The organism is uncultured Nocardioides sp. (assembly GCF_947489365.1).
Classification (GTDB): domain Bacteria; phylum Actinomycetota; class Actinomycetes; order Propionibacteriales; family Nocardioidaceae; genus Nocardioides.
Map to the genome: position 1 here is coordinate 156,439 of NZ_CANLDB010000001.1, position 20,534 is coordinate 176,972.

The window sequence follows — 20,534 nt, forward strand, 5'->3', positions numbered from 1 at the left end:
GGCTCGGGCGGGGGGCTCCGATGACGGACCAGGTGGCGCACCGTCGCGTGCGCGACCCCGCCGCCGACCTCCGGGACCTCCACGAAGCCGCCGGGGACGACCTGCACCACGCCGCCGAGGGCGTCCGCGACGTGCTCGGCTACGGGGTGGTCGCCGTCTCCCTGCTCCGCGGCACCGGCGAGTACGAGTTCGTCGCCGTCGTCGGGCCCCCCGACGCGCAGGAGTACCTGCAGGGCACCCATCTCGCGGGCGAGCAGCTCGACCGGGCGGTCGCGGCGGCCGACGTCGACGGCCGCGTCCACTACGTCCCCCGCGGACGGCTGCCCGACAACGGCCCCCGGTGGGCGTCGGACGCCGCACCCACCTCGGACCCCGAGGAGTGGTCGCCCGACGACGAGCTGTTCGTGCTGTTCGTCGACGGCTCCGGTGCCGTGCGGGGGCACGTCGCGGTCGACGACCCGCCCGGGGGCAGGGTCCCCACGCCGGTGATGCGCCGCCAGCTCGAGGCGTACGTCGAGCGGATGGTCCCGGTCCTCCTCCACGCGGACAGCCTCCACCGCAGCGACGAGCAGATCCGGATCGCGGCCCAGGCCAGGCGCGTGGTCCGGTCCGCCATCTCCCGGCTCGACGAGAGCGACCTCCTCGACTCGGCCGGGGCCGACCTCGCCGAGTGCCTGCGAGCGGACCAGGTGTGGTTCCACACCGAGGACCCCCGCCGCCTGCTGCGCCACCCCCCGGACGCCGGGGACGCGCCCCCGCCCGAGATCGTCGACCGCATCCGGCAGATGGCCGACACGGCCTGGCGCGACCAGCAGGCCGTGGTGGTGGAGCAGGAGCGCGTGCTGCCGGCGGGCCCCGGCAGCGAGGGCTGGGAGCAGGTCCTGGCTCACCTGCACGGGGTGGGGCTGGAGTCCATGCTGCTGGTCCCCGTCGGCGCCGGGACCGAGTGCCTCGGCGCCGTGGTCGGCGTACGACGCTCCGGGGCCGCGGAGTGGAGCGACCTCGAGATCCTCGCCGCCCAGGACCTCGGCCGCGACCTGGGCTCCGCCCTGCAGACCGCCCGCTTCTTCGAGCGCGAGCGGGGCCACGCGGCGTACAAGCAGCAGCTGATCGCCACGATCGCCCACGAGCTGAAGAACCCGCTGACCGCCGTGCGCGGCAACCTGGAGCTGCTGCAGGACGAGATCGACGGCCAGCCGGGCGGCCTGCTGCTCGCCGACCGCATCGGCCGGGCCACGCACCGCCTCACGGTCCTCGTGGACAACCTGCTGACGCTCTCGGCGGTCGACGAGGCCGCCGACGTCCGCGAGGGGCGGTCGGTCGACCTGGCCGTCGTCGTGGCGGACGCGGTGGAGGTGGTGACGCTCCAGGCCGGCCAGCGGGGGGTCGCCGTCCGGGTGGACGCGGACGACGACGTCCGGGTCCGGGGCATGCCCGGTGAGCTGGAGCACTTGGTCGTCAACCTGGTCAGCAACGCGGTCAAGTACTCCGACGACCACGGCTCCGTCGACATCCGCCTCGCGGGCGTCGCCGGCGAGGTGGTGCTCGAGGTCACCGACCGCGGCATCGGGATCGCCGAGGAGGAGCGCGGCCGCGTCTTCGGCGAGTTCTTCCGGTCGGCGAACCCCCGGGCCCGCTCCCGGCCGGGCACCGGCCTCGGTCTGGCCATCGCGGCGAGGGTCGTCGAGCGCCACGGTGGCCGCATCGAGGTCGACTCCACCCTGGGCGTCGGGTCGACCTTCCGCGTCCGTCTGCCGCGGGAGCGCTGAGGGCCCGCAGGGCCCGGCCAGGACCGGCCGCGGCGAGCTCGCGTCTCCTGCTGACGCGAAGGTGTCTCGTGCCCTACCGTGTTCCCTGCTCACCAGTGCTGCCGCGGCAGCGTCCGGGGCCGGTGGCGGACGTCGGGTGGCTGTGCCCCGTCCAGACCAGGCCGGAGGAGACCCATGGGGCGCGTCGTGGAGCCGGCCGTGCTGCTCGGGGACTCGTCCTTCGACCACTACTGCCGGCTGGTGCAGCGCTTCCTCGGCGTCCCCGTCGCGCTGGTCACGATCGTGGAGGCCGACCGCCAGGTGTTCCCCGGCCAGCTCGGGCTGCCCGAGCCGTGGGCCTCGCAGCGGGGCACCCCGCTGACCCACTCGTTCTGCCGCCTCGTGGTGAGGCAGCAGGCACCGCTCGTCGTCACCGACGCCCGACTCGACCCCCGGGTCGCCGACAACCCGGCCATCGAGGCCCTCGGCGTCGTCGCGTACGCCGGGTGGCCGCTCACGCGCGCCGACGGCACCGTGGTCGGCTCGCTGTGTGCCATCGACCCCGAGCCGCGCGAGTGGACCGAGGACGACCTCGCGGGTCTCGAGGACCTCGCACAGGCCTGCTCGGCCGAGATCCAGCACGTGAGCGCCCACGCGTCGGCGGGGGCCGACCTCGCGCGCACGATGGTCGACGCCGCCGAGGTCGCCCTCGCGCTGTACGACGCCGACGGCCACCTGCTGCTCGCGAACGGCCGGGCGGAGGACCTGGCGGAGGCGGCGGGCTTCGCCCTCGACCGGGCGCCGTACGCGGGGGAGCGCGTGGTCCGCGCCGACCGCCGTGAGCCCGTGCCGCACGCCGAGCAGATGGTGCCCCGGGCCCTGCGTGGCGCGCTGCGGCACCCGGAGGTGCAGTGGCTGGGCCCCGACGGGCAGCAGGTGGCCGTCGTCGCCACCGGCCACACGATCTCCCTGCCCGACGGCCGGCGCGCGACGCTGGTCGTGGCGCACGACGTCACCGAGCTGGCCCACTCCCTCGAGGTCCGGGAGCGCTTCTCGGCGACCGTCTCCCACGAGCTGAAGACCCCCCTCACCGCCATCCTCGGCTTCGCCGAGCTGCTCGGCGAGGAGATCGCCGACGACCCCACGGTCGCGGGCCTGGTCGAGCGGATCCGCCGCAGCGCCTCGACCCTGCAGGCGCGGGTCACGGGGATCCTCGAGGACGCCGGTCGTCGTCGCCGGCTCGACCTGCAGGCCACCGACCTGCACGCCCTGGTCACCCGGGCCGCCGAGTCGCTGGCCACCCCGGCCGCGGCGACCGGGGTGACGCTGAGCGTCCGCGGGGAGGAGACCTGGGCCACCCTCGACCCCGGCCGGATCGAGCGGGCCGTCGAGAACCTGCTCTCGAACGCGATCAAGTACGGCCGCGGCGGCGCGGTCGACGTCGTCGTCCGTCGTGGCGTGGACGAGGTCGAGGTGGTCGTGGCCGACGAGGGCGGGGGACTGGCGCCGGAGGAGGTCGATCGGGCCTTCGACCTCTACTGGCGCGCCGAGAGTGCTCACGCCGGCGACACGCCCGGCAGCGGCATCGGGCTCCCGCTGGTCCGCGAGATCGCCACGGAGCACCGGGGCACGGTGGACATGGTCAGCCGCCCGGGGCGCGGGACGACCGTGACGCTCAGGCTCCCGCGGGTGCCTGCCTGACCCCTGCGGTGGCCATCTCGTCGAGGGCCGCCCGGGAGGTGGCGGGGTCGACCCCGGCGTGGAGACCGTCCAGCAGGACGACGTCCAGACCGTGGCGGCGCGCGTCGAGGACCGTGGCACGCACGCAGTAGTCGGTCGCGAGCCCGGCGACGTCCACCTCGTCGACGTCGAGGCCGGCCAGCAGGTCGGCCAGCGACGAGCCGTGGTCCTCGCCGCCGTCCACCCGTCCCTCGAACCCGGAGTACGCCGGGAACCCGCGGCCCTTGCGGACGTGGTGGGTGATCCGCGTCAGGTCGAGGCCGGGGGCGTAGTCGTGGCCGTCGGACCCGGCCACGCAGTGCACGGGCCAGGTCGCGGCGAAGTCGGGCGCCTCGCCGGGCTCGGCGAAGTGGCCCCCGTTGGTGCCGTGGGCGTCGTGGTCGTCGCGGGTGGCGACGACGGCGACGTACTCGTCGGCGTGGTCCGCGAGGTGGCGGGTGATCGCCTCGGCGACGGCGTGGCCGCCGTCGACGGCCAGCGAGCCGCCCTCGCAGAAGTCGTTCTGGACGTCGACGACGAGCAGCGCGCGGCGGGTCATGCGTCCATCATCGCGACCCCGCTGGGTCCGCGGGCCCCGGGGCGCCCGCTAGCCGGTCGGGACGCGGGCCGAGACGGGGAGCCGACGGGCGCCGCCGACGAGGGGCTCGTCGGCGAGGCGCAGCGTGGGGTGGCGGTAGGCCCCGAGGTGGTAGAGGCCCCGGACCCCGGTGCTGTAGACCGCGCCGACCCCCGGGCGCCAGTCGGGGACGACCCGGTAGCGGCCGGTCGCGGGGTGGTCTCCGGCCATGCGGGCGAGGAGACCTGTCACCGGGCCGGCGGCGGGCCGCGTGCCGACGCGCCAGGCGGTGACGGCGCGGTCGAGACCCGGCGCGAAGCGGTCGACCTGCTCGAGCGCCCGGCGCAGGGCGCTCGCGGGGTCGGCGGCGGCGGCCACGGGCACCTCGGCCCGGAGCCAGGCCGTGCCCCGGCCGCGCGGCGCCCGACCGGGGTCCTGGACGGTGGGCTGCCCCACGGCGATCGGTGCGGCGCCCGGGCGCTCGACGTGGACCACCGGGCTCTCCTGCAGCACGTCGTCGGTCCAGGGCAGGGGTGACTGGAGCGCCAGGTGCGCCTCGATCTGGACGAGGCCGTGGTCGTCGAGCAGCCCGGCGTGCTCCGCCCGGCGGAGGGACGGCGGTCCGGACGGGACGACGGGGCACGGCGGGGCGACGTCGCCCAGGAGCTGCTCGTGCAGACGGGCGGGGTCGGTCGCGGCGATCACCGTCCCCACCGCCGCGAGACGGCGGTCGCCGACCCGGACGGCCGACGCGCGCCCGCCGTCGATCTCGATCGCGTCCGCGACCGAGTCGAGGAGGAGGTCGACCCCCCGCTCGACCAGGAGCCCGAGGAGGGCGGCGCTGAACCGGGCGGCCCCTCCCCGCACCGCGGGCAGGCCGATCTCGTGCATCGCCAGGGCGGTCGCGGGCAGCGCGAGGCCGCCGAGGACGTCGTCCGGCCGCAGCCCGAGGGCCGGCAGCCAGGGGAGCCACAGCCGGGAGACCTCGTCGCCGCGGAAGCGGTCGGCCAGCAGGTCGGTAGCGCTGAGGGCGGCGGCACGGCCGACCTCCCGGTGCCCGGTGGCGGCCGCGGCCCGCAGGCCGATCCCGTCGAGGGCGAACAGGTCCCGCTGGGTCAGGCCGGCGCCCAGGCCCTCGTGGACGTCGGCCGCGAGGTGCTCGACGCCCCGCAGCATCCCGACGTACGTCGCGGCGTCGCGGGGGTCGGCGAAGCCCGCGGACGTCGTGCCCGCGTCCCGGTGGGCGACGACGGTGCCGCGTTCCCCGACCGTGGCCGTGAGGGGACCGGTGCCGGTGAGGTACTCCAGCCCGTGGCGCCGCAGGTCACCGGCCAGGGCGGCGTACGCCGGCCCGGCCATGAAGTGCAGGTGCCACAACGTGAACGAGTCGTGCACGTGCCCGGGCAGGGTGAGGTGGTCGAGCCCGACGTGGTGCGAGCCGCTGAACTCCCCGACGACCGCGACCGACCAGCCGTTGCCGGCGAGCTCGGCGGCCGCGAGCAGAGAGTTCAGGCTCAGCCCGACCACCACCGCGTCGTACGTGGTCGTGGCGCGGGCTGGACGCCGGGTGTGCAGGTCGGGCGAGGCAGGCGGTGCCGTGCCGTCGGTGAGGGGCATGCTGGGTTCCGTCTCGTGGGGGGAGCGAGGACGCACCCGCGATCGTGGACCCTGCACGTCCACGAAAACCTCGGGTGAGAATATGTTAGGCCGTCCACCTCCCGTCGGTGGACTTTCGCCGAGAACCGGACGAAGTCAGCCCGCCGAGGACAGGAACTCGGCCAGGATCGGACCCGCCGTGGTGGAGCCGGAGGCGCCGGTCTCGACGAACACCGCGACGGCCAGGTCGCCGCGGGTGGCGATCATCCAGGCGTGCGTGGGCAGCTCGCCGTCCGGGCCGGGCTGGCCGTACTCGGCGGTGCCGGTCTTGGCGCCCACCTCGCCGGGCACGCCGGCGAGGACGCTGCCGGAGCCGTCGGTGACCACCGTGCGCATCATCGTGCGCAGCGCCCGCGTCTCCGGCGCGGTCAGGGGGGCCGACGGGTCCTCGGTCTCCGCCTCGACCTCCGGCAGGAGGCGGGGGACGACGCGCTCGCCGGCGGAGACCGACGCGGCGACGGCGGCCATGGCGAGCGGGCTGGCGAGCACCCGGCCCTGCCCGATCATCGAGGCCGCCTCGTCGGTGTCGCCGTCCGGGCGGGGGACCTCGCCGAAGAACGAGCTGAACCCGACCTCGGCGTCGACCCCGAGCCCGAGCGCCGCCGCGGCGTCGGCGAGGTCGCTGCCGCCGAGCCGCTCGGTCCCGGCGCCGATGAAGGCGGTGTTGCAGGAGTCCGCGAGCGCGCGGGTCAGCGTGACGTCGCCGAGCCCCGAGGCGGGGTAGTCGGAGTAGTTGGTGAACGTCCGGCCGTCGACGTCGAGGCTCGGCGGGCAGGCGACCGTGTCGTCGGAGGAGAGTCCCGAGCGCAGCAGCGCCAGCGAGGTCACGACCTTGAACGTCGAGCCCGGGGCGTAGCGGCCCTCGGTCGCGGTGCTGAAGCCGTCGCCGCCGGGTCCGCTGGCGGCGGCCAGCACGGCCCCGTCGGAGGGGCGCAGGGCCACCAGGGCCGACGGCACGTCGGCGGGCACGCCCTCGGCGAGCACCCGCTCGGCGAGGGTCTGGGTGTCGACGTCGAGGGTGGTGCGGAGGTCCTCGCCGTCGGTCGGCGCGGCCTCGAACAGCGTCCGCCGTGTGTCGCCGTCGCCCGCCGCGACGACCTCGGCGCCGTCGACGGACCGCAGCTGCTCGTCGTACCGGAGCTGGAGGCCGGACAGCCCCACCACGTCGCCGGGCTCGACGGCGCCGTCGCTGTCCTCCACGACCTCCTCGGTCGCCTCGCCCACGCGGCCGAGGATCGGGGCGGCGAAGTCGCGTGTCGGGGCGAGGGGGAGCGTGTCGACGACGGAAGCCGCGCCGGGGATGTTCCCGAAGCCGGGCGGCACCAGCTCGCGGGCGTCCTCCGGCCGCAGCACCAGGGCCTCCACGAACGCCTCGTCGCCGGACTGCTCCGTCTCCGCGACGTACGGCGCCACCTCGATGCCGAGGCTGCGGGCGATGCGTCGGGCGCTGTCGGCCTGGCGCGCGGGCCGCACGAGCGTCTTGTCGAGGCCGTAGCGTCGGACCTCGCGGTCGACCACGATGACCTCGCGGTCCGCGCCGAGCACGCGGCCGCGCTCGCCCTCGGTGGAGAACAACCCCAGCCGGTCCTGGGGGCGGAGGTACTCGGCGAGGGTGCTGGGGCGCCAGTCGACGAGCCAGGCGCCCTCGACCTCGACCAGGTTGGCCGTCGTCCGGTAGGCCCACTCCTGGCCGGCGATCTCCCACGTCCAGTCGAGGTCGGCGGTCGCGGTCGCGCCCCGTTCGTCGACGTCCCCGACCTCGACGACGACCTGCTGGTCGACGAGGGGCTCGATGAGCTCGGCGAAGTCCTCCTGGGAGGCGAACTCGACCAGCGGCACCCCCTCGAGCGTGTGCTCGCCCAGGCTCGCGGCGAGCTCCTCGGCGACCTCGGCGGCGTCCTCGCCGTCGTCCTCCTCGGGCGGCGCGCCGGTGCACGCGGTGAGCAGCAGGGCCGCCGCGGCGCAGGCACCGAGGCGGCCGAGGCGGCGTGGGGAGGCGGTCCGAGACATGCCGCGATCCTCGCATCCGCGCACCCCGCCGGGTCCTTCCACTGCCGCGACGGGCTCAGGTGTCGCGCTCAGCGGCCTTGTGCGGCCCCGGGGGCGGTCGCAGGATCGAGCCCGACCACCCCCCGTCCGAGGAGCCGCCCGTGAGCGCGACCGCACCACCCGAGATCGAGAAGGCCCTGGCCGACGCGGACGCCGAGTTCGCCCGGCTCGACGACGCCCTGGCGCAGTGCTCCGACGGTGACCTGCACCGCGGTCACTTCGACGGCGGCTGGACCCCCGCCGAGGTCGTCTCCCACATCCACGTCTGCGTGATCATGTGGCTCGGCAACCTCCGCCGCCTGGAGTGCGACCCCGACCTCCGCTTCTTCTACCGCGAGGCCATCGGCCACGACCTGACCGGCTTCCCGCCGCCCACGGTCGCCGAGGCCCGTGGCCAGCTCGAGACCACGCGCCGCACGATGGCCACCGCCGGCGGCGTCCTCACCGACGAGCTCGCCGCGCGGGTCGTCGAGATCCCCGACCTCGGCACGATGACCGTCCAGGAGTGGACGCCGCTCATCGTCGGTCACGCCGCGATGCACGTCGGCCAGGCGCTGACGGTGATGGAGAACCGCGGCTTCGGGCCGTACGCCTCGACCTCCGGCGACGCGTCGTGAAGGCGGCGGTGCTGACGGCGCTGGAGACCGTCGAGCTCCAGGAGCGTCCCGAGCCCACGGCGGAACCGGGTTGGGTCGTGGTGAAGGTCGAGTCGGCGTCGCTGTGCGGCACCGACGTCCACCAGTACGACGGCCGCATCGACACGCCGTTCCCCCGCGTGCCCGGCCACGACTTCGCCGGTGTCGTCGAGAGCGTCGGCGAGGGTGTCGACGAGGCGCTCGTGGGCCAGAAGGTCGCGGTGAAGCCGTCGCTGCCCTGCCGCGAGTGCGAGCAGTGCGGCAAGGGCAAGCCCGCCGACTGCGGTAGGAAGAAGCTGATCGGGCTGTGGTCCGACGGCTGCATGACGGAGAAGGTCACCGTCCCGTCGGTCAACCTCATCCCGCGCCCGGACGGCGTCGAGGCCTGGCAGGCCTCGCTGCTCGAGCCGCTGGCGGTCGGACTGAACACCGTCGACCGGTTGCGGATCCTGCTCGGCGAGACCGTCGTCGTCCTCGGGCAGGGCCCGATCGGCCTGGCGCTCACCCGCCTGTGCGCGCTGTCGGGCGCGGGGAGGCTGATCGTGACGGACGCCCGCGAGGCGCCGTTCGAGATCGCCCGGGCCTACGGGGCGACCGACTGCGTCAACGTCGCCGACTCCGACGACCCGAAGCAGGCGATCCTCGACCTCACCGAGAACGGCGCCGGCGCCGACATCGTCATCGAGACCAGCGGCTTCCCGGCGTCGTCCGCGATGTGCCTCGACCTGGTCCGCAAGGAGGGCAAGCTCGCCCACATCGGCTGGGCCAACGACCTGCCCCCGCTCCCCGTCGTCCCGATCATGGCGAAGACGCTGACGGTGTTCGGGATCGGCGGCAACGGCGGCCGTGGCCAGTACGAGCGCGCCCAGGAGCTCGTCCGCACCGGCCGCTTCGACATGGACCCGCTCGTCACCCACCGCTTTCCCCTCGACGACGTCGCCGAGGCCTTCGCGGTCGCGTCGTCCAAGCGGGACGGCGCGATCAAGGTGATCGTCGAGCCCTGAGGCTCTCTTTGCGGGCGGTTCTCCGCTGTGACAGCGGAGAACCGCCCGCAAACCGGGCTGTCCACAGGTCGATGGCGGGTGCCGTGCGTGGCCGGTGACTTCCGGGCAACCTGCCGGGGTGCGATCACCGTCCGACCTGCCCGAGCTGCGTGAGGTCCTCGCGCGCCAGGACGGGGTGGTCTCCAGGCGACAGGCGCTGAAGGCGGGCCTTGCGTCGCACGAGATCGAAGGGTTGGTGAGGCGGGAGCGCTGGGCCCGCCACGCGAAGGCGGTGTACGTCGCCCACTCCGGCCCGCTCACCGGTCCCCAGCGCGCCTGGGTCGCCGTCCTCTGCTGCTGGCCCGCCGCCCTCCACCTGGCGTCCGCGCTCACGCCACCCTCCACGACCGGACCGGTGTTCGTCGCCGTCGACCGGGACCGGCGCAGGCCGGTGACCCCGCCGTGGGTCGTGGTGCGCCGACTCACCCGTCTGGAGGGGGCGGCGCACTGGAACACCTCGCCGCCCAGGGTCCGGTGCGAGGACGCGGCGCTCCACCTCGCGGCGGCCGCGCGCGACGACCTTGCCGCCGTCGGGATCCTGGCCGCCGTCTGCCAGCAGCGTCGGACGACACCGCGACGACTCCTGGGCGCACTGGAGCGCTGGCCCCGTCTGGCACGACGTGCCTGGTTGGCGTCGGTGCTCACCGATCTCGCCCGGGGCACGACGTCGGTGCTGGAGCACGGCTACCTGACGCTGGTCGAGCGCGCGCACGGCCTGCCCCGGGCCCGGTGGCAGGTGCGGGTCGACTCCGGCGGGCGGCGCCGCTACCGCGACGCGACGTACGACGGTGGTGCAGTGATCGAGCTCGACGGCGCGGCCCACCACGGCACGAGGTCGCAGCGGGACGACGACCTGCAGCGCGACCTCGAGCTCGCGGCGGACGGCGGGGCGACCGCCCGCCTGGGCTACGGGCAGGTCTACGGCGACACCTGCCGGACCACCTTCCTCGTCGTCCGCTTCCTCAGGTCACGCGGCGTCGTGGTGGACCCGGTCGCCTGCGGCTCCGGCTGTCCGGTCGCGGCGCTCCGGGACGCCGCGTGAGGTCAGCCCGCGGCGTGCTTGTACGGGTCGGGCGGGAACCAGCCGGCGGCGACGACCCGGTCGGACCAGCCCTGGAGGCGGGTGATCAGGGTCTCGAGGTCGGAGCCGAGGGCGTCGACGACGGGCTGCTCGGAGGTGTCGGTGACGGCCTCGAGGGAGTCGCGCAGCGTGCGGCCGGCGGGGGTGATGACGTTGCCGTCGGCGAGGCCACGCTCCTCGAGCGAGCGGCGGCCGGCGGCCATGACCTCGGCGGACCAGCCGCGGGTGCCGGTGTAGGCGTCGGGCTCCCAGCCGATCCAGAGCTCGGTGAGCATGTTGGCGGTGACGCCGTCGAGGCCGGCGCCGACGCAGGCCGCGAGGTGGGCGTCGCCGCGGTGCTCGCGCAGCACCGTGCAGGCGTGCCACAGCCGCGCCCACGGCTCGTCGGGGACGTCGAGCGCCTGGAGACCGGCGTAGAACGGTCGGCCCAGCACCGACAGGCCGCGTCCGGCGGCGAGCAGGGCGTCGGCGGTCTCGGTGACCTCGGGTCCGGGCTCCCCGCACGCCGCGGTGAGGGTCGCCGTCACGCCCTCGACCCGTGCGGCGCGGATCTCGGCGAGGGAGCAGCGGGAGCGGGCGTCGTCCCAGAGGCTGTCCACCAGGCCGGGCTCGAAGACGCCGAACGCCGCGGCGACGACCTCGCCCTCGGGCTCGCCGAGCTGGCTGCCGCGGCCCCACACGTAGCCGGTGAGGAAGTCGAGGCCGTGCGCGGCCTGGGCGTCGTACGCCGGCTCGCCCCAGTAGCAGACCATTGCCACCGCCTCCATCGAGTCGCGGAGGCGGCGGGCCGGCGTGTGCCAGTCCAGCTCGTGGGCCTCGCCCTCGCGGGGGGCGAAGAAGGCGGCGCGGGCGTCGGCGTAGTCCATGGCGGCAGGATGCCCCCGCCGGGCGCGCGCCGACCAGACCCGCGAGCCGGTTCAGCGGCGACGGGACACGGCTTCGCACCGGGCGGCTACCTGCGCCCACGACGCCCCCGGGAGGATCGGGCGGGTGAGTAGCGTCGAGCTCGTCGAGGTGGGTCCGCGCGACGGACTCCAGAACGAGGACCGAGCCCTGCCCCCCGAGACCCGCGTCGCGCTGGTCGAAGGCCTCGTCGCCGCCGGCGTACGACGCCTCGAGACGGTGAGCTTCGTGCGGCCCGACCGCGTCCCGCAGATGGCGGGCGCGGAGGAGGTGATGGCGGCGGTGCCTACCACCGCGCCGGACGGCTCGCCCCTGACCCACATCGGGCTGGTGCTCAACGAGCGCGGCGCCCGGCGGGCGGTGGAGACCGCGGTCGGCGAGGTCAACGTCGTCGTCCCGGTCACCGACGAGTTCTGCACCCGCAACCAGGGCGTCGAGGTCGAGGGCATGCTCGACCACGCCGCCGCGGCCGTCGAGGTCGCCCGCACCGCGGGGATCGGCGCGTCGGTGACCCTCGCCGTCGCGTTCGGATGCCCCTTCGCCGGCACGGTGACCACCGAGCGGGTCGCCGACGTCGTCGAGCGCGTGCTGGCGCTCGGGATCGACGAGCTCGCGTTCGCCGACACCGTCGGGGTCGGCGTCCCCACCCAGGTCGCCGCGCTCGCCGACCTGCTGCCGGAGCTGCCTGACGCCCCGCGGCTGCGCTTCCACTTCCACAACACGCGGAACACCGGGTACGCCAACGCCTGGGCCGCGGTCGCCCTCGGCCGCCGGGTCGCGCTCGACGCGTCCGTCGGTGGCTTCGGCGGCTGCCCCTTCGCGCCCGCGGCCACCGGCAACATCGCCTCCGAGGACCTCCACTTCATGCTCGACCGCGCCGGCGTCGCGATCACGCCCGTCGACCGTGGAGTGCTCGTGGACACCGCGTCCCGGCTGTCGGCGCAGCTCGACAGCCCCGTGCAGGCGCTGCTCGGCAAGGCGGGGGAGCCGGCGTGAGCGACCCCGACGTGCGGCTCGACCGCGACCGTCCCCTCGCCGGCCTCCGGGTCGTCGAGCTCGGCAACTTCATCGCCGCCCCCACCGCGGGCCGCCTGCTCGCCGACTTCGGCGCCGAGGTGATCAAGATCGAGCGCCCGCGCACGGGTGACGAGCTCCGCAACTGGCGCCTGTACGCCGGCGACACCTCGATGCTGTTCCGCACCATCAACCGCGGCAAGCGCTCGGTCGCGCTCGACCTCAAGGAGCCCGAGGGCCGCGACGCCGTCCTCGCGCTGATCGCCCGCTCCGACGCGCTGCTGGAGAACTTCCGCCCCGGCACGCTCGACCGCTGGGGTCTCGACGCGGCCACCCTGACCCGGATCAACCCCGAGCTCGTCGTGGCGCGGGTGTCGGCGTACGGCCAGACCGGCCCGATGTCGAGACGCCCCGGCTTCGCCGCCGTCGCGGAGGCGTTCGGCGGGATGCGCGAGCTGGTGGGGGAGGCCGACCGGCCGCCTGCGCGGGTGGGGGTGAGCATCGGCGACTCGATCGCCGGCCTGTACGCCGCCTTCGGCATCGTGATGGGCCTGTTCGACCGGGAGCAGCGACGCCGCGTCTCCCAGCCCGCCGTCGGTCCCGACGAGCGCCACGTCGACGTCGCGCTGCACGAGGCGGTGTTCTCGATGATGGAGTCGCTGGTGTCGGACTACTCGGCGTACGACGTCCTGCGCGAGCGCACCGGCGGCCGGATGGAGGGCATCGCCCCGTCCAACGCCTACCAGTGCGGCGACGACGTCTCCGTCGTCATCGCGGGCAACGCGGACAACATCTTCGGCACCTTCATGCGGACCATCGGCCGCGACGACCTGGCCGACGACCCCGACCTGGCGCGCAACGCCGGGCGCTGGGAGCGGCGCGACGAGCTGGACGAGGCCATCGAGTCGTGGACCCGGACGCGGACCCGCGCCGAGGTGCTCGGCGTGCTCGAGGAGGCGGGGGTGCCGTCCGGCCCGATCTACGTGGCCTCGGACATCGTCGACGACCCCCAGTACGGCGCCCGTGACATGGTGCAGCACCGCCTCGTGGACGTCGGCGGGGTGCAGCGCAAGGTCGCGTTCCCCGGCGTCGTCCCGCTGCTGGGGGAGCGGTCCCTGCCCGTGAACGACCCCGGCCCGGACCTCGGCGCCGACACCGAGGCCGTGCTCGCCGAGCTGGCTCGGACGAACCAGGAGGACCGATGACCGAGACCGCAGGCCGCACCGCGGCCACGACGAGCGGCGACGACCCCGACCTCGAGACGCTGCGCGCGATCTCGCGGCGGGTGCTGTGGCTGTCGTCGGCGATCGTGGACGCCGCCAACCGCCAGCGACCCAACGACACCGGCGTCAAGGTCGGCGGCCACCAGGCGTCGTCCGCGTCGATGGTCGACGTCTGCGTGGCGCTGTGGTTCCACGAGCTGACCGCGCGCGACCGGGTCTCGGTCAAGCCGCACGCCTCGCCGGTCCTGCACGCCATGAACTACCTGCTCGGCGACCTCGACGCGTCGTACCTGACGACGCTGCGCGAGAAGGGGGGCCTGCAGGCCTACCCGTCGCGGTCGAAGGACCCCGACACCGTCGACTTCTCGACCGGCTCGGTCGGCATCGGCGCCACGGCGACGCTGTGGGCGGCGATCGCGCACCGGTACGTGCGCTCGCAGTTCCCGGCCGTCCACGACGACTCCGTCCTCCAGGGAGGACCACCGGAGCACCCCGGCCGCTTCGTCAGCCTGCTCGGCGACGCCGAGCTCGACGAGGGGGCCATCTGGGAGGCCGTCGCCGACAGCCAGGTCGCCGGGCTCGGCGAGCTGCTCTGGGTCGTCGACATGAACCGGCAGTCGCTGGACCGCGTCGTGCCGGACATCCAGATCGAGCGGCTGCAGGCGATGTTCTCCGCCGCCGGCTGGCAGGTCGTCACCCTGAAGTGGGGGCGGCTGATCTCGGCGCTGTTCGAGCGCCCGGGGGGCGACGAGCTGCGGCGCCGGCTCGAGGCGATGCCGAACGAGGAGTACCAGCGGATCCTGCGCGCCGACTCCACGGAGGTCGCCGAGCGGATCATGGGCGGCGACGAGGCGACCGGCTCCGACGAGCTGTGGGCGCTGCTGCAGTCGGTGCCGACCGCGCACCTCGCGGCCGCCGTCCGCGACCTGGGCGGCCACGACCTCGGGCTGCTGGTCGACACCTTCGCCGGCGTCGACACCGACCGGCCGACCGTCGTGTTCGCCTACACCGTCAAGGGCCGGGGCCTGCCGACCGAGGGGCACCCCAACAACCACTCGGCGCTGCTGACCGAGGCGCAGATGCGTGCCCTCGCCGACGCCTGCGGCACCTCGCTGGACGACCCGTGGGCCGGCTTCGCGGACGACAGCGAGCCCGGTGCGCTGTGCGCGCGGCGGCGTACGGCGCTCGCCCGGACGCCCCACGAGCCGGGCGAGCGGGTGGACGTCCCGCTCGAGCTCGGCCACCCCCACCGCAAGGCGATCTCGACGCAGGCCGTGCTGGGGCGGATGCTGGCCGACCTGGTCCGTGACGCCCCCGAGGTGGCGCAGCGCGTGGTGACCTGCAGCCCTGACGTGGCGTCGTCCACCAACCTCGGCGGCTGGATCAACAAGACCGGCGTGTGGGCCTCCTCGGAGCGGCGCGACTGGTTCGCGGACGACGCCGAGCGGGTGCTGCGGTGGTCCGAGGCGCAGGGCGGTCAGCACATCGAGCTCGGCATCGCCGAGGTCAACCTCGTCGGTCTGCTCGCCGAGCTCGGCGCGACCTGGTCGCGGTGGGGCGAGCGGCTGATCCCCATCGCGACCCTCTACGACCCGTTCCTGGCGCGCGCGCTGGAGCCCTGGTCGTTCGGCATCTACGCCGGCGGGCAGTCGATCCTGGTCGGGACGCCGTCCGGGGTGACCCTGGCCTCCGAGGGAGGGGCGCACCAGTCGGTGTCGACGCCGTCCATCGGGCTCGAGCAGCCGGGCTGCGTCGCCTGGGAGCCGGCGTTCGCGCAGGACCTCGAGTGGACCTTCCTGCACGCCATGCGCTCGGTGGGGGTGCCCGGCGGGACGTCGGCGTACTTCCGGCTCTCCACCCGCCCGCTCGACCCCGCGCTCGCGCGGGTGCCGGAGGACGCCGCCCTGCGGGAGCGTCGCCGCCGCCAGGCGGTGGCGGGCGGCTACCGCCTCACCGACCACGACCCGGCCGGCGAGGACGTCGTCCTCGTGGGGGCGGGCGCGGTGATGCCCGAGGTGCTGGCCGCGGCGGACCTGCTCGCCGGGCGGGGGATCACCGCCGGCGTCGTCTGCCTGACCAGCGCCGACCTGGTGTTCCGCTCCTTCCAGCAGCGGGGCAGCCGGGACGCCGGCGTCGGGTCGGGGATCCTCGACCTGCTCCTGCCGCCGCAGCACGCCGCGCCGATCGTGACGGTCCTCGACGGCCACCCGCACACGCTGTCGTTCCTCGCCGGCGCCCGCGGTGACCGCATCCGCTGCCTGGGCGTCACCGAGTTCGGCCAGTCCTCGAGCCTCACCGACGCCTACGCCCACCACGGCCTCGACGCCGGCTCCGTCACCGGCGCCGCGCTCGACCTGCTGGGCCGATGACGCCGAGTCGGCCCGAACGCACTCCGCCAGGGCGCTGAGTCGGCCCGAACGGCATCCGTTCGGGCCGACTCGAGGGGTCAGGGAGGTGCGTTCGGGCCGACTCGGCCAGGTGGTGGGCGCAGCCACACGATCCCGCCCGGCGAGACGACGGGGCGGGCGTGGGTCGGGTTCCTAGGCTGTGCGCGTCGTCACACACCTCATCCCCCGGGGGTCCCGTTGTCGCTCGCCGCCCTGCCCGTCGCCGACCGGGTGCTCGTCCTCGCCTGCAGCGCGCGTCGCGACGCCGTACGACGTGCCGCCCCGGCGGTGATGCGGGTGCGGCTGCCGGGGGTCGTGCTGGAGGTGCCGGCCGCCGCGGTGGAGGGGCTGCTCGCCGAGCTGCTCCCGACCGGGCGCGCCGCCGGGGTGACGGGACTCGAGGTCGAGGTCGACACCACGACCGAGGCCGGGCGCGGGGTGCTGCGGGCGGTGGGGTTCCTCGTCTCCGAGCTGGACCGCCCGGGCGGCATCGCCACCTGCCCGGTCGCGCGCGCCGAGCTCGAGCGGTTCGTGCTCACGCGCGTGCTGCTGGGCGGTCGGCACCGCTGGGCCGACGCCCTCGCCGACCACGACGACCGCACCCGGCTGGGGCGGCTCGCGCCGGTCGTGGCGTACGTCGAGGAGCACGCCGACGCCGAGCTCACCCCCGAGCTGCTCGCCCGGGTCGGCTGCGTGAGCGTCCGCACGCTCCACGCGGCGTTCGCCGACCGCCTCGGGGTGCCGCCCATGGCGTACGTGCGGACGGTGAGGCTGGCGAAGGTCCGCGCCGAGCTGCTCGCCGGCGACCCCGACTCGCTCCGGGTCACCGACGTCGCCACGCGCTGGGGCTTCTTCCACCAGTCCCGCTTCGCGCAGCAGTACCGCGAGCGCTTCGGCGAGCTGCCGAGCGAGACGCTCGCGCGCTGACCAGACAGCGTTGAGCGGATAGCGGACGGCGTACGGCGGACCTAGCGTGAGCGCGTGACCGTCACGGACCAGACCCCGCAGACCCAGCTCGAGACCTTCCGGCTGTTCATCGGCGGCGAGTCCGTCGACGCCGCCTCGGGGGCCACCTTCGAGTCGACCAACCCCTACACCGGCTCCTCCTGGGCGGTGCTGGCCGACGGCGGGGCGGAGGACGTCGACCGCGCCGTCGCCAGCAGCCGTGAGGCCTTCGAGGGCGAGTGGGGCGCCATGTCCGGGTTCGACCGGGCGCGGGTCCTGCGCCAGGTCGCCCAGGGCATCACCGACAACGCCGAGCGCCTCGCGCTCCTGGAGGTGCGCGACTCCGGCAAGCTGATGCGCGAGATGCGCGGCCAGCTGAACGGCCTCGGGAACTGGTACCTCTACTTCTCCGGCCTCGCCGACAAGCTCGAGGGCCGCACCGTCCCGCAGATCGCCCCGCAGACCTACTTCGGCTACACGCTGAAGGAGCCGGTCGGGGTCGTCGGCGCCATCACTCCGTGGAACTCCCCGCTGCTGCTGCTCACCTTCAAGCTCGCGCCGCTGCTCGCCGCCGGGTGCACCTGCGTGGTCAAGCCGAGCGAGCACTCGCCGGCCTCGACGGTGGCCTTCGCCCAGGTGCTGCACGAGGCGGGCCTGCCCGCCGGCGTCCTCAACGTCGTCACCGGACTCAGCCGGGAGACCGGTGAGGCCCTCGCGAGCCACACCGGCATCGACAAGGTCGCCTTCACCGGCTCCACCGCCACCGGCGCGGCCGTCGCCCGGGCCGCGGTGTCGAACATCAACAAGGTCACCCTCGAGCTGGGCGGCAAGTCCCCGCAGGTCGTGTTCGCGGACGCCGACCTCGACGCCGCCGCGAACGGCGTGGTCGCGGGTGTCTTCGCCGCCACCGGGCAGACCTGCATGGCGGGCTCGCGACTGATCGTCCACGAGTCGGTCAAGGACGAGCTCGTCGCGAAGATCGCCGAGCGGGCCCGCACCATCGTGCAGGGCGACCCGACCGACGCGGACACCGAGATGGGCCCCGTCGCCAACGCCCCGCAGTACGAGAAGGTGCTCGGCTACCTCGACACCGCCCGCACCGAGGGCGCCGAGGTCGTCGCCGGCGGCGGCCCCAACACCGAGCTCGGCGGCCTGTTCGTGAAGCCCACCGTCGTGGTCGCCGAGCCCGGCTCGACGATCGTCCGCGAGGAGGTGTTCGGGCCGGTGCTGGCGGCGTACACCTTCACCGACGAGGACGAGGCGCTGCGCCTGGCCAACGACACCCCGTACGGGCTGGCGGGGGCGGTGTGGACCAAGGACGTCCACCGCGCCCACCGCGTCGCCGCCCGGCTGAAGGCGGGCACGGTGTGGATCAACGCCTACCGGGCGGTCGCGCCGAACATGCCGTTCGGCGGCTACGGCATGTCGGGCATCGGCCGGGAGAACGGCCAGGAGGCCGTGAACGAGTACCTCGAGAACAAGTCGGTGTTCGTCGAGCTCACCGGCGGCACCCGGGACCCGTTCACGCTGGGCTGAGCGGGAGGCTCCGTCCCGTCAGTCGTCGCGCTCGGCCCTGATCGTGGGGCTGGTGTCGCCCTGGCAACCGGGGGACGGCGCCACCCTGGCGTAGAAGCGGCCCTCGGTGCCGGTGTTGCCGGTGTCCCAGGCGCCGTCGGGCCCGCTGGTGTCCATGGCGAACCGCCTGTCGTCACCACCGCCGCGGCTGCCCTTCTGCTTGAACACCACGACCGGCACCTCGGACCGGCAGGACGCCCGGCTGCTCCGCACCGACCCCGACAGGTCGGTGTTCTCGGCCCGGATGGTGACGGTGCGGGCGGCCGGGGCGGCCGGCGCGGCGCCGACGGAGGGGCCGGGAACGGCCGCGAGGCCGGCGGCGGCCAGCAGCGGGGCGAGGGCGAGGGCGCCGAGGCGGGAGCGGTTCATGGCGGTGTCCCTTCGAGGTGGGTGAAGGCAGGCTACGGTCGGCCCGCCGGGGTGGCGGGCGTGCGGACCTGTCCTCTTGCGGAATGTCCGGGATTGCCACCACGATCACGGTGCATGGCGGAGATCGGGAGGATCCGGGAGGGTCCGCTCCTCGACGAGCCGACGATGCGGCTGCTGGAGACGGTCTACCTGCTGCGGCCCGAGGACGAGACGGCCCTGCGGGCCGCGCTGGGCGAGTCGGTCCCGGACGTCCCGGACCACTCCGACCTCCCCGATCGGCTCCGGGCCCTGGAGGACGGCGGGTTCCTGCGCCGGCTCGACGGGCGCCTGGAGTACGAGTCGCCGTACGCCGCGTTCGTCGCGATCGGCGAGGCCCGGGCCGCGACGATCCTGGCGGAGGCGACGCTGGTCGGCGCCGGTCCCGGCGGTCACCGGGCGCCACCGCACCCGGGCCAGCGGGCCCACCTGCGGCAGCACCAGCCCGGCCGTGGCCGCCAGGCCGACGAGGACGGCCGGGGTGGCCCCCGAGGAGGTCGCCACGACCAGCCCGACGAGCGCGAGGGCGCCGGCGAAGGACTGGACGAGGACGACGGGGCGCTGGCCGGCGCGGTCGGCGACGGCTCCGGCGACGGGGGCGCCGACGGCGTTGGCGACGGCCAGGGCGCCGGCGGCGAGGCCGCCGAGGCCGTAGGAGTCGGTGGCCCCGGCGACGAGCAGCAGGGTGCCCAGCTGGCTCATGGCGAGGGGCAGGCGGCCGAGGAAGGCGACGACGACGTACGCCGGGCCGGCGAGGCGGACGAGGCGTCCGTAGGAACGCAGGGGTGACACGGTGAGGGACTCCAGGTGTGCGCAGGGTGCGGGGGTACGGCTGACAGCCGCGCCGACCCACCTCCAGAACGCGGACGAACCCTGTGCTGGTCCCAGTGTGCCAGGACTGAGGGTTGCCTTCCCTTTCTGGAACGATTCCAGAAAAGATGGGAGGGTGGGGCCACTCGCACGACGACACGGCCCCCGGCCGAGAAGGAGCACTCCATGACGCAGACCCTCCACACCGAGCAGCACGTCGCGAAGCCGCCGTTCCAGGCCTCCGAGCGGCTCGCGACCCACCTCCAGGCGCTGCTGGTCGACCTGACCGACCTGCACCTGGTCGGCAAGCAGGCCCACTGGAACGTCGTCGGCCCGAACTTCCGCGACCTCCACCTGCAGCTCGACGAGGTCGTCGACGACGCCCGGAACTTCTCCGACACCGTCGCGGAGCGCATGCGCGCCCTCTACGTCACGCCCGACGCCCGCGCCGCCTCCGTCGCCGCGCAGACGAGCCTGCCGGAGTTCCCGCAGACCGAGGTCGACACCGCCGAGACCGTCGACCGCATCGTCGCCGCGATCTACGCCGTCGCCGGCACCGGCCGCCGCATCCACGACGAGGTGGACGCCGAGGACCCGACGTCGGCCGACATCATCCACACGATCCTCGAGCGCCTCGAGCAGCTCGCCTGGATGATCGACGCCGAGAACCGCGTCGCGAACCGGAGCCTCCCGCGTCCCGTGCACCGCTGAGCCCCACCCGGACCAGCGGTCCCCGCAGCACCCGCGTCCGCCCGGCGGTCTAG

General features: G+C 74.9%; 17 protein-coding genes. 12 read left to right on the forward strand and 5 right to left on the reverse strand.

The genetic code is table 11. The annotated features are described in order from the left end of the window. The first annotated feature begins 20 nt into the window (after window positions 1-20). Both Q0858_RS00765 and Q0858_RS00770 read left to right on the forward strand, forming a co-directional pair. Window positions 21-1,769: a GAF domain-containing sensor histidine kinase gene (locus tag Q0858_RS00765; protein ID WP_299050010.1), complete on the forward strand. Its 1,749-nt coding sequence runs from the start codon at window positions 21-23 to the stop codon at window positions 1,767-1,769. A gap of 174 nt (window positions 1,770-1,943) precedes the next feature. Beyond that, complete coding sequence (locus tag Q0858_RS00770) at window positions 1,944-3,449, forward strand: ATP-binding protein (RefSeq protein ID WP_299050012.1); 1,506 nt, start codon at window positions 1,944-1,946, stop codon at window positions 3,447-3,449. Here Q0858_RS00770 and Q0858_RS00775 read toward each other — a convergent pair. The 3 genes from Q0858_RS00775 to Q0858_RS00785 form a co-directional block, all read right to left on the reverse strand. Then, window positions 3,424-4,026 carry an isochorismatase family protein gene (locus tag Q0858_RS00775; protein ID WP_299050015.1) on the reverse strand — a complete coding sequence of 201 codons (603 nt, stop codon included), beginning with the start codon at window positions 4,024-4,026 and terminating at the stop codon, window positions 3,424-3,426. The two genes, Q0858_RS00770 and Q0858_RS00775, sit on opposite strands and share 26 nt — an antisense overlap. A 48-nt stretch (window positions 4,027-4,074) precedes the next feature. Beyond that, window positions 4,075-5,661, reverse strand: coding sequence for an NAD(P)/FAD-dependent oxidoreductase (locus Q0858_RS00780; protein ID WP_299050016.1), 1,587 nt, complete (start codon window positions 5,659-5,661; stop codon window positions 4,075-4,077). Between the two features lie 135 nt (window positions 5,662-5,796). Beyond that, the gene (locus Q0858_RS00785; RefSeq protein ID WP_299050017.1) at window positions 5,797-7,710 is read right to left on the reverse strand and encodes a penicillin-binding transpeptidase domain-containing protein; all 1,914 of its coding nucleotides are present in this window, start codon (window positions 7,708-7,710) and stop codon (window positions 5,797-5,799) included. A 140-nt stretch (window positions 7,711-7,850) separates the two neighbouring features. Between Q0858_RS00785 and Q0858_RS00790 the strand changes: the two genes are divergently transcribed. The 3 genes from Q0858_RS00790 (at window position 7,851) to Q0858_RS00800 (ending at window position 10,469) form a co-directional block, all read left to right on the forward strand. Continuing rightward, the gene (locus Q0858_RS00790; RefSeq protein WP_299050018.1) at window positions 7,851-8,366 is read left to right on the forward strand and encodes a DinB family protein; all 516 of its coding nucleotides are present in this window, start codon (window positions 7,851-7,853) and stop codon (window positions 8,364-8,366) included. 8 nt (window positions 8,367-8,374) lie between these two features. Next, complete coding sequence (locus tag Q0858_RS00795) at window positions 8,375-9,388, forward strand: alcohol dehydrogenase catalytic domain-containing protein (protein WP_299050021.1); 1,014 nt, start codon at window positions 8,375-8,377, stop codon at window positions 9,386-9,388. A 118-nt stretch (window positions 9,389-9,506) separates the two neighbouring features. Further along, window positions 9,507-10,469: a hypothetical protein gene (locus tag Q0858_RS00800; protein WP_299050023.1), complete on the forward strand. Its 963-nt coding sequence runs from the start codon at window positions 9,507-9,509 to the stop codon at window positions 10,467-10,469. A gap of 2 nt (window positions 10,470-10,471) precedes the next feature. Here Q0858_RS00800 and Q0858_RS00805 read toward each other — a convergent pair whose 3' ends face one another. Beyond that, on the reverse strand, window positions 10,472-11,374 hold the full coding sequence (locus tag Q0858_RS00805; protein ID WP_299050026.1) for a hypothetical protein: 903 nt from the start codon (window positions 11,372-11,374) through the stop codon (window positions 10,472-10,474). Window positions 11,375-11,498: 124 nt separating this feature from the next. On the opposite strand from Q0858_RS00805, the gene Q0858_RS00810 reads away from it, so the two are divergent. From Q0858_RS00810 to Q0858_RS00830, 5 genes are all read left to right on the forward strand, one after another. Continuing rightward, complete coding sequence (locus tag Q0858_RS00810; RefSeq protein WP_299050028.1) at window positions 11,499-12,407, forward strand: hydroxymethylglutaryl-CoA lyase; 909 nt, start codon at window positions 11,499-11,501, stop codon at window positions 12,405-12,407. After that, entirely contained in the window at window positions 12,404-13,630 is a 1,227-nt protein-coding gene (locus tag Q0858_RS00815; protein ID WP_299050031.1) for a CaiB/BaiF CoA-transferase family protein, read from the forward strand. Before Q0858_RS00810 ends, Q0858_RS00815 begins: the two co-directional genes overlap by 4 nt. Then, entirely contained in the window at window positions 13,627-16,017 is a 2,391-nt protein-coding gene (locus Q0858_RS00820; RefSeq protein ID WP_299050032.1) for a pyruvate dehydrogenase, read from the forward strand. Before Q0858_RS00815 ends, Q0858_RS00820 begins: the two co-directional genes overlap by 4 nt. Window positions 16,018-16,233: 216 nt before the next feature. Further along, window positions 16,234-16,962, forward strand: coding sequence for a helix-turn-helix transcriptional regulator (locus Q0858_RS00825; RefSeq protein ID WP_299050035.1), 729 nt, complete (start codon window positions 16,234-16,236; stop codon window positions 16,960-16,962). A gap of 54 nt (window positions 16,963-17,016) precedes the next feature. After that, entirely contained in the window at window positions 17,017-18,516 is a 1,500-nt protein-coding gene (locus Q0858_RS00830) for an aldehyde dehydrogenase (protein WP_299050036.1), read from the forward strand. An 18-nt stretch (window positions 18,517-18,534) separates the two neighbouring features. On the opposite strand, the gene Q0858_RS00835 is transcribed toward Q0858_RS00830, so the two are convergent. Beyond that, a complete protein-coding gene (locus Q0858_RS00835; protein WP_299050039.1) occupies window positions 18,535-18,924 on the reverse strand; it encodes a hypothetical protein in 390 nt (129 codons plus the stop codon). 114 nt (window positions 18,925-19,038) lie between these two features. Here Q0858_RS00835 and Q0858_RS00840 point away from each other — a divergent pair, with 114 nt between their 5' ends. Both Q0858_RS00840 and Q0858_RS00845 read left to right on the forward strand, forming a co-directional pair. After that, window positions 19,039-19,749 (forward strand): hypothetical protein, encoded by a 711-nt coding sequence (locus Q0858_RS00840; protein ID WP_299050040.1) that lies wholly within the window; start codon window positions 19,039-19,041, stop codon window positions 19,747-19,749. Between the two features lie 207 nt (window positions 19,750-19,956). Beyond that, the gene (locus Q0858_RS00845; protein ID WP_299050042.1) at window positions 19,957-20,481 is read left to right on the forward strand and encodes a DNA starvation/stationary phase protection protein; all 525 of its coding nucleotides are present in this window, start codon (window positions 19,957-19,959) and stop codon (window positions 20,479-20,481) included. The last annotated feature ends 53 nt before the right edge of the window (window positions 20,482-20,534 follow it).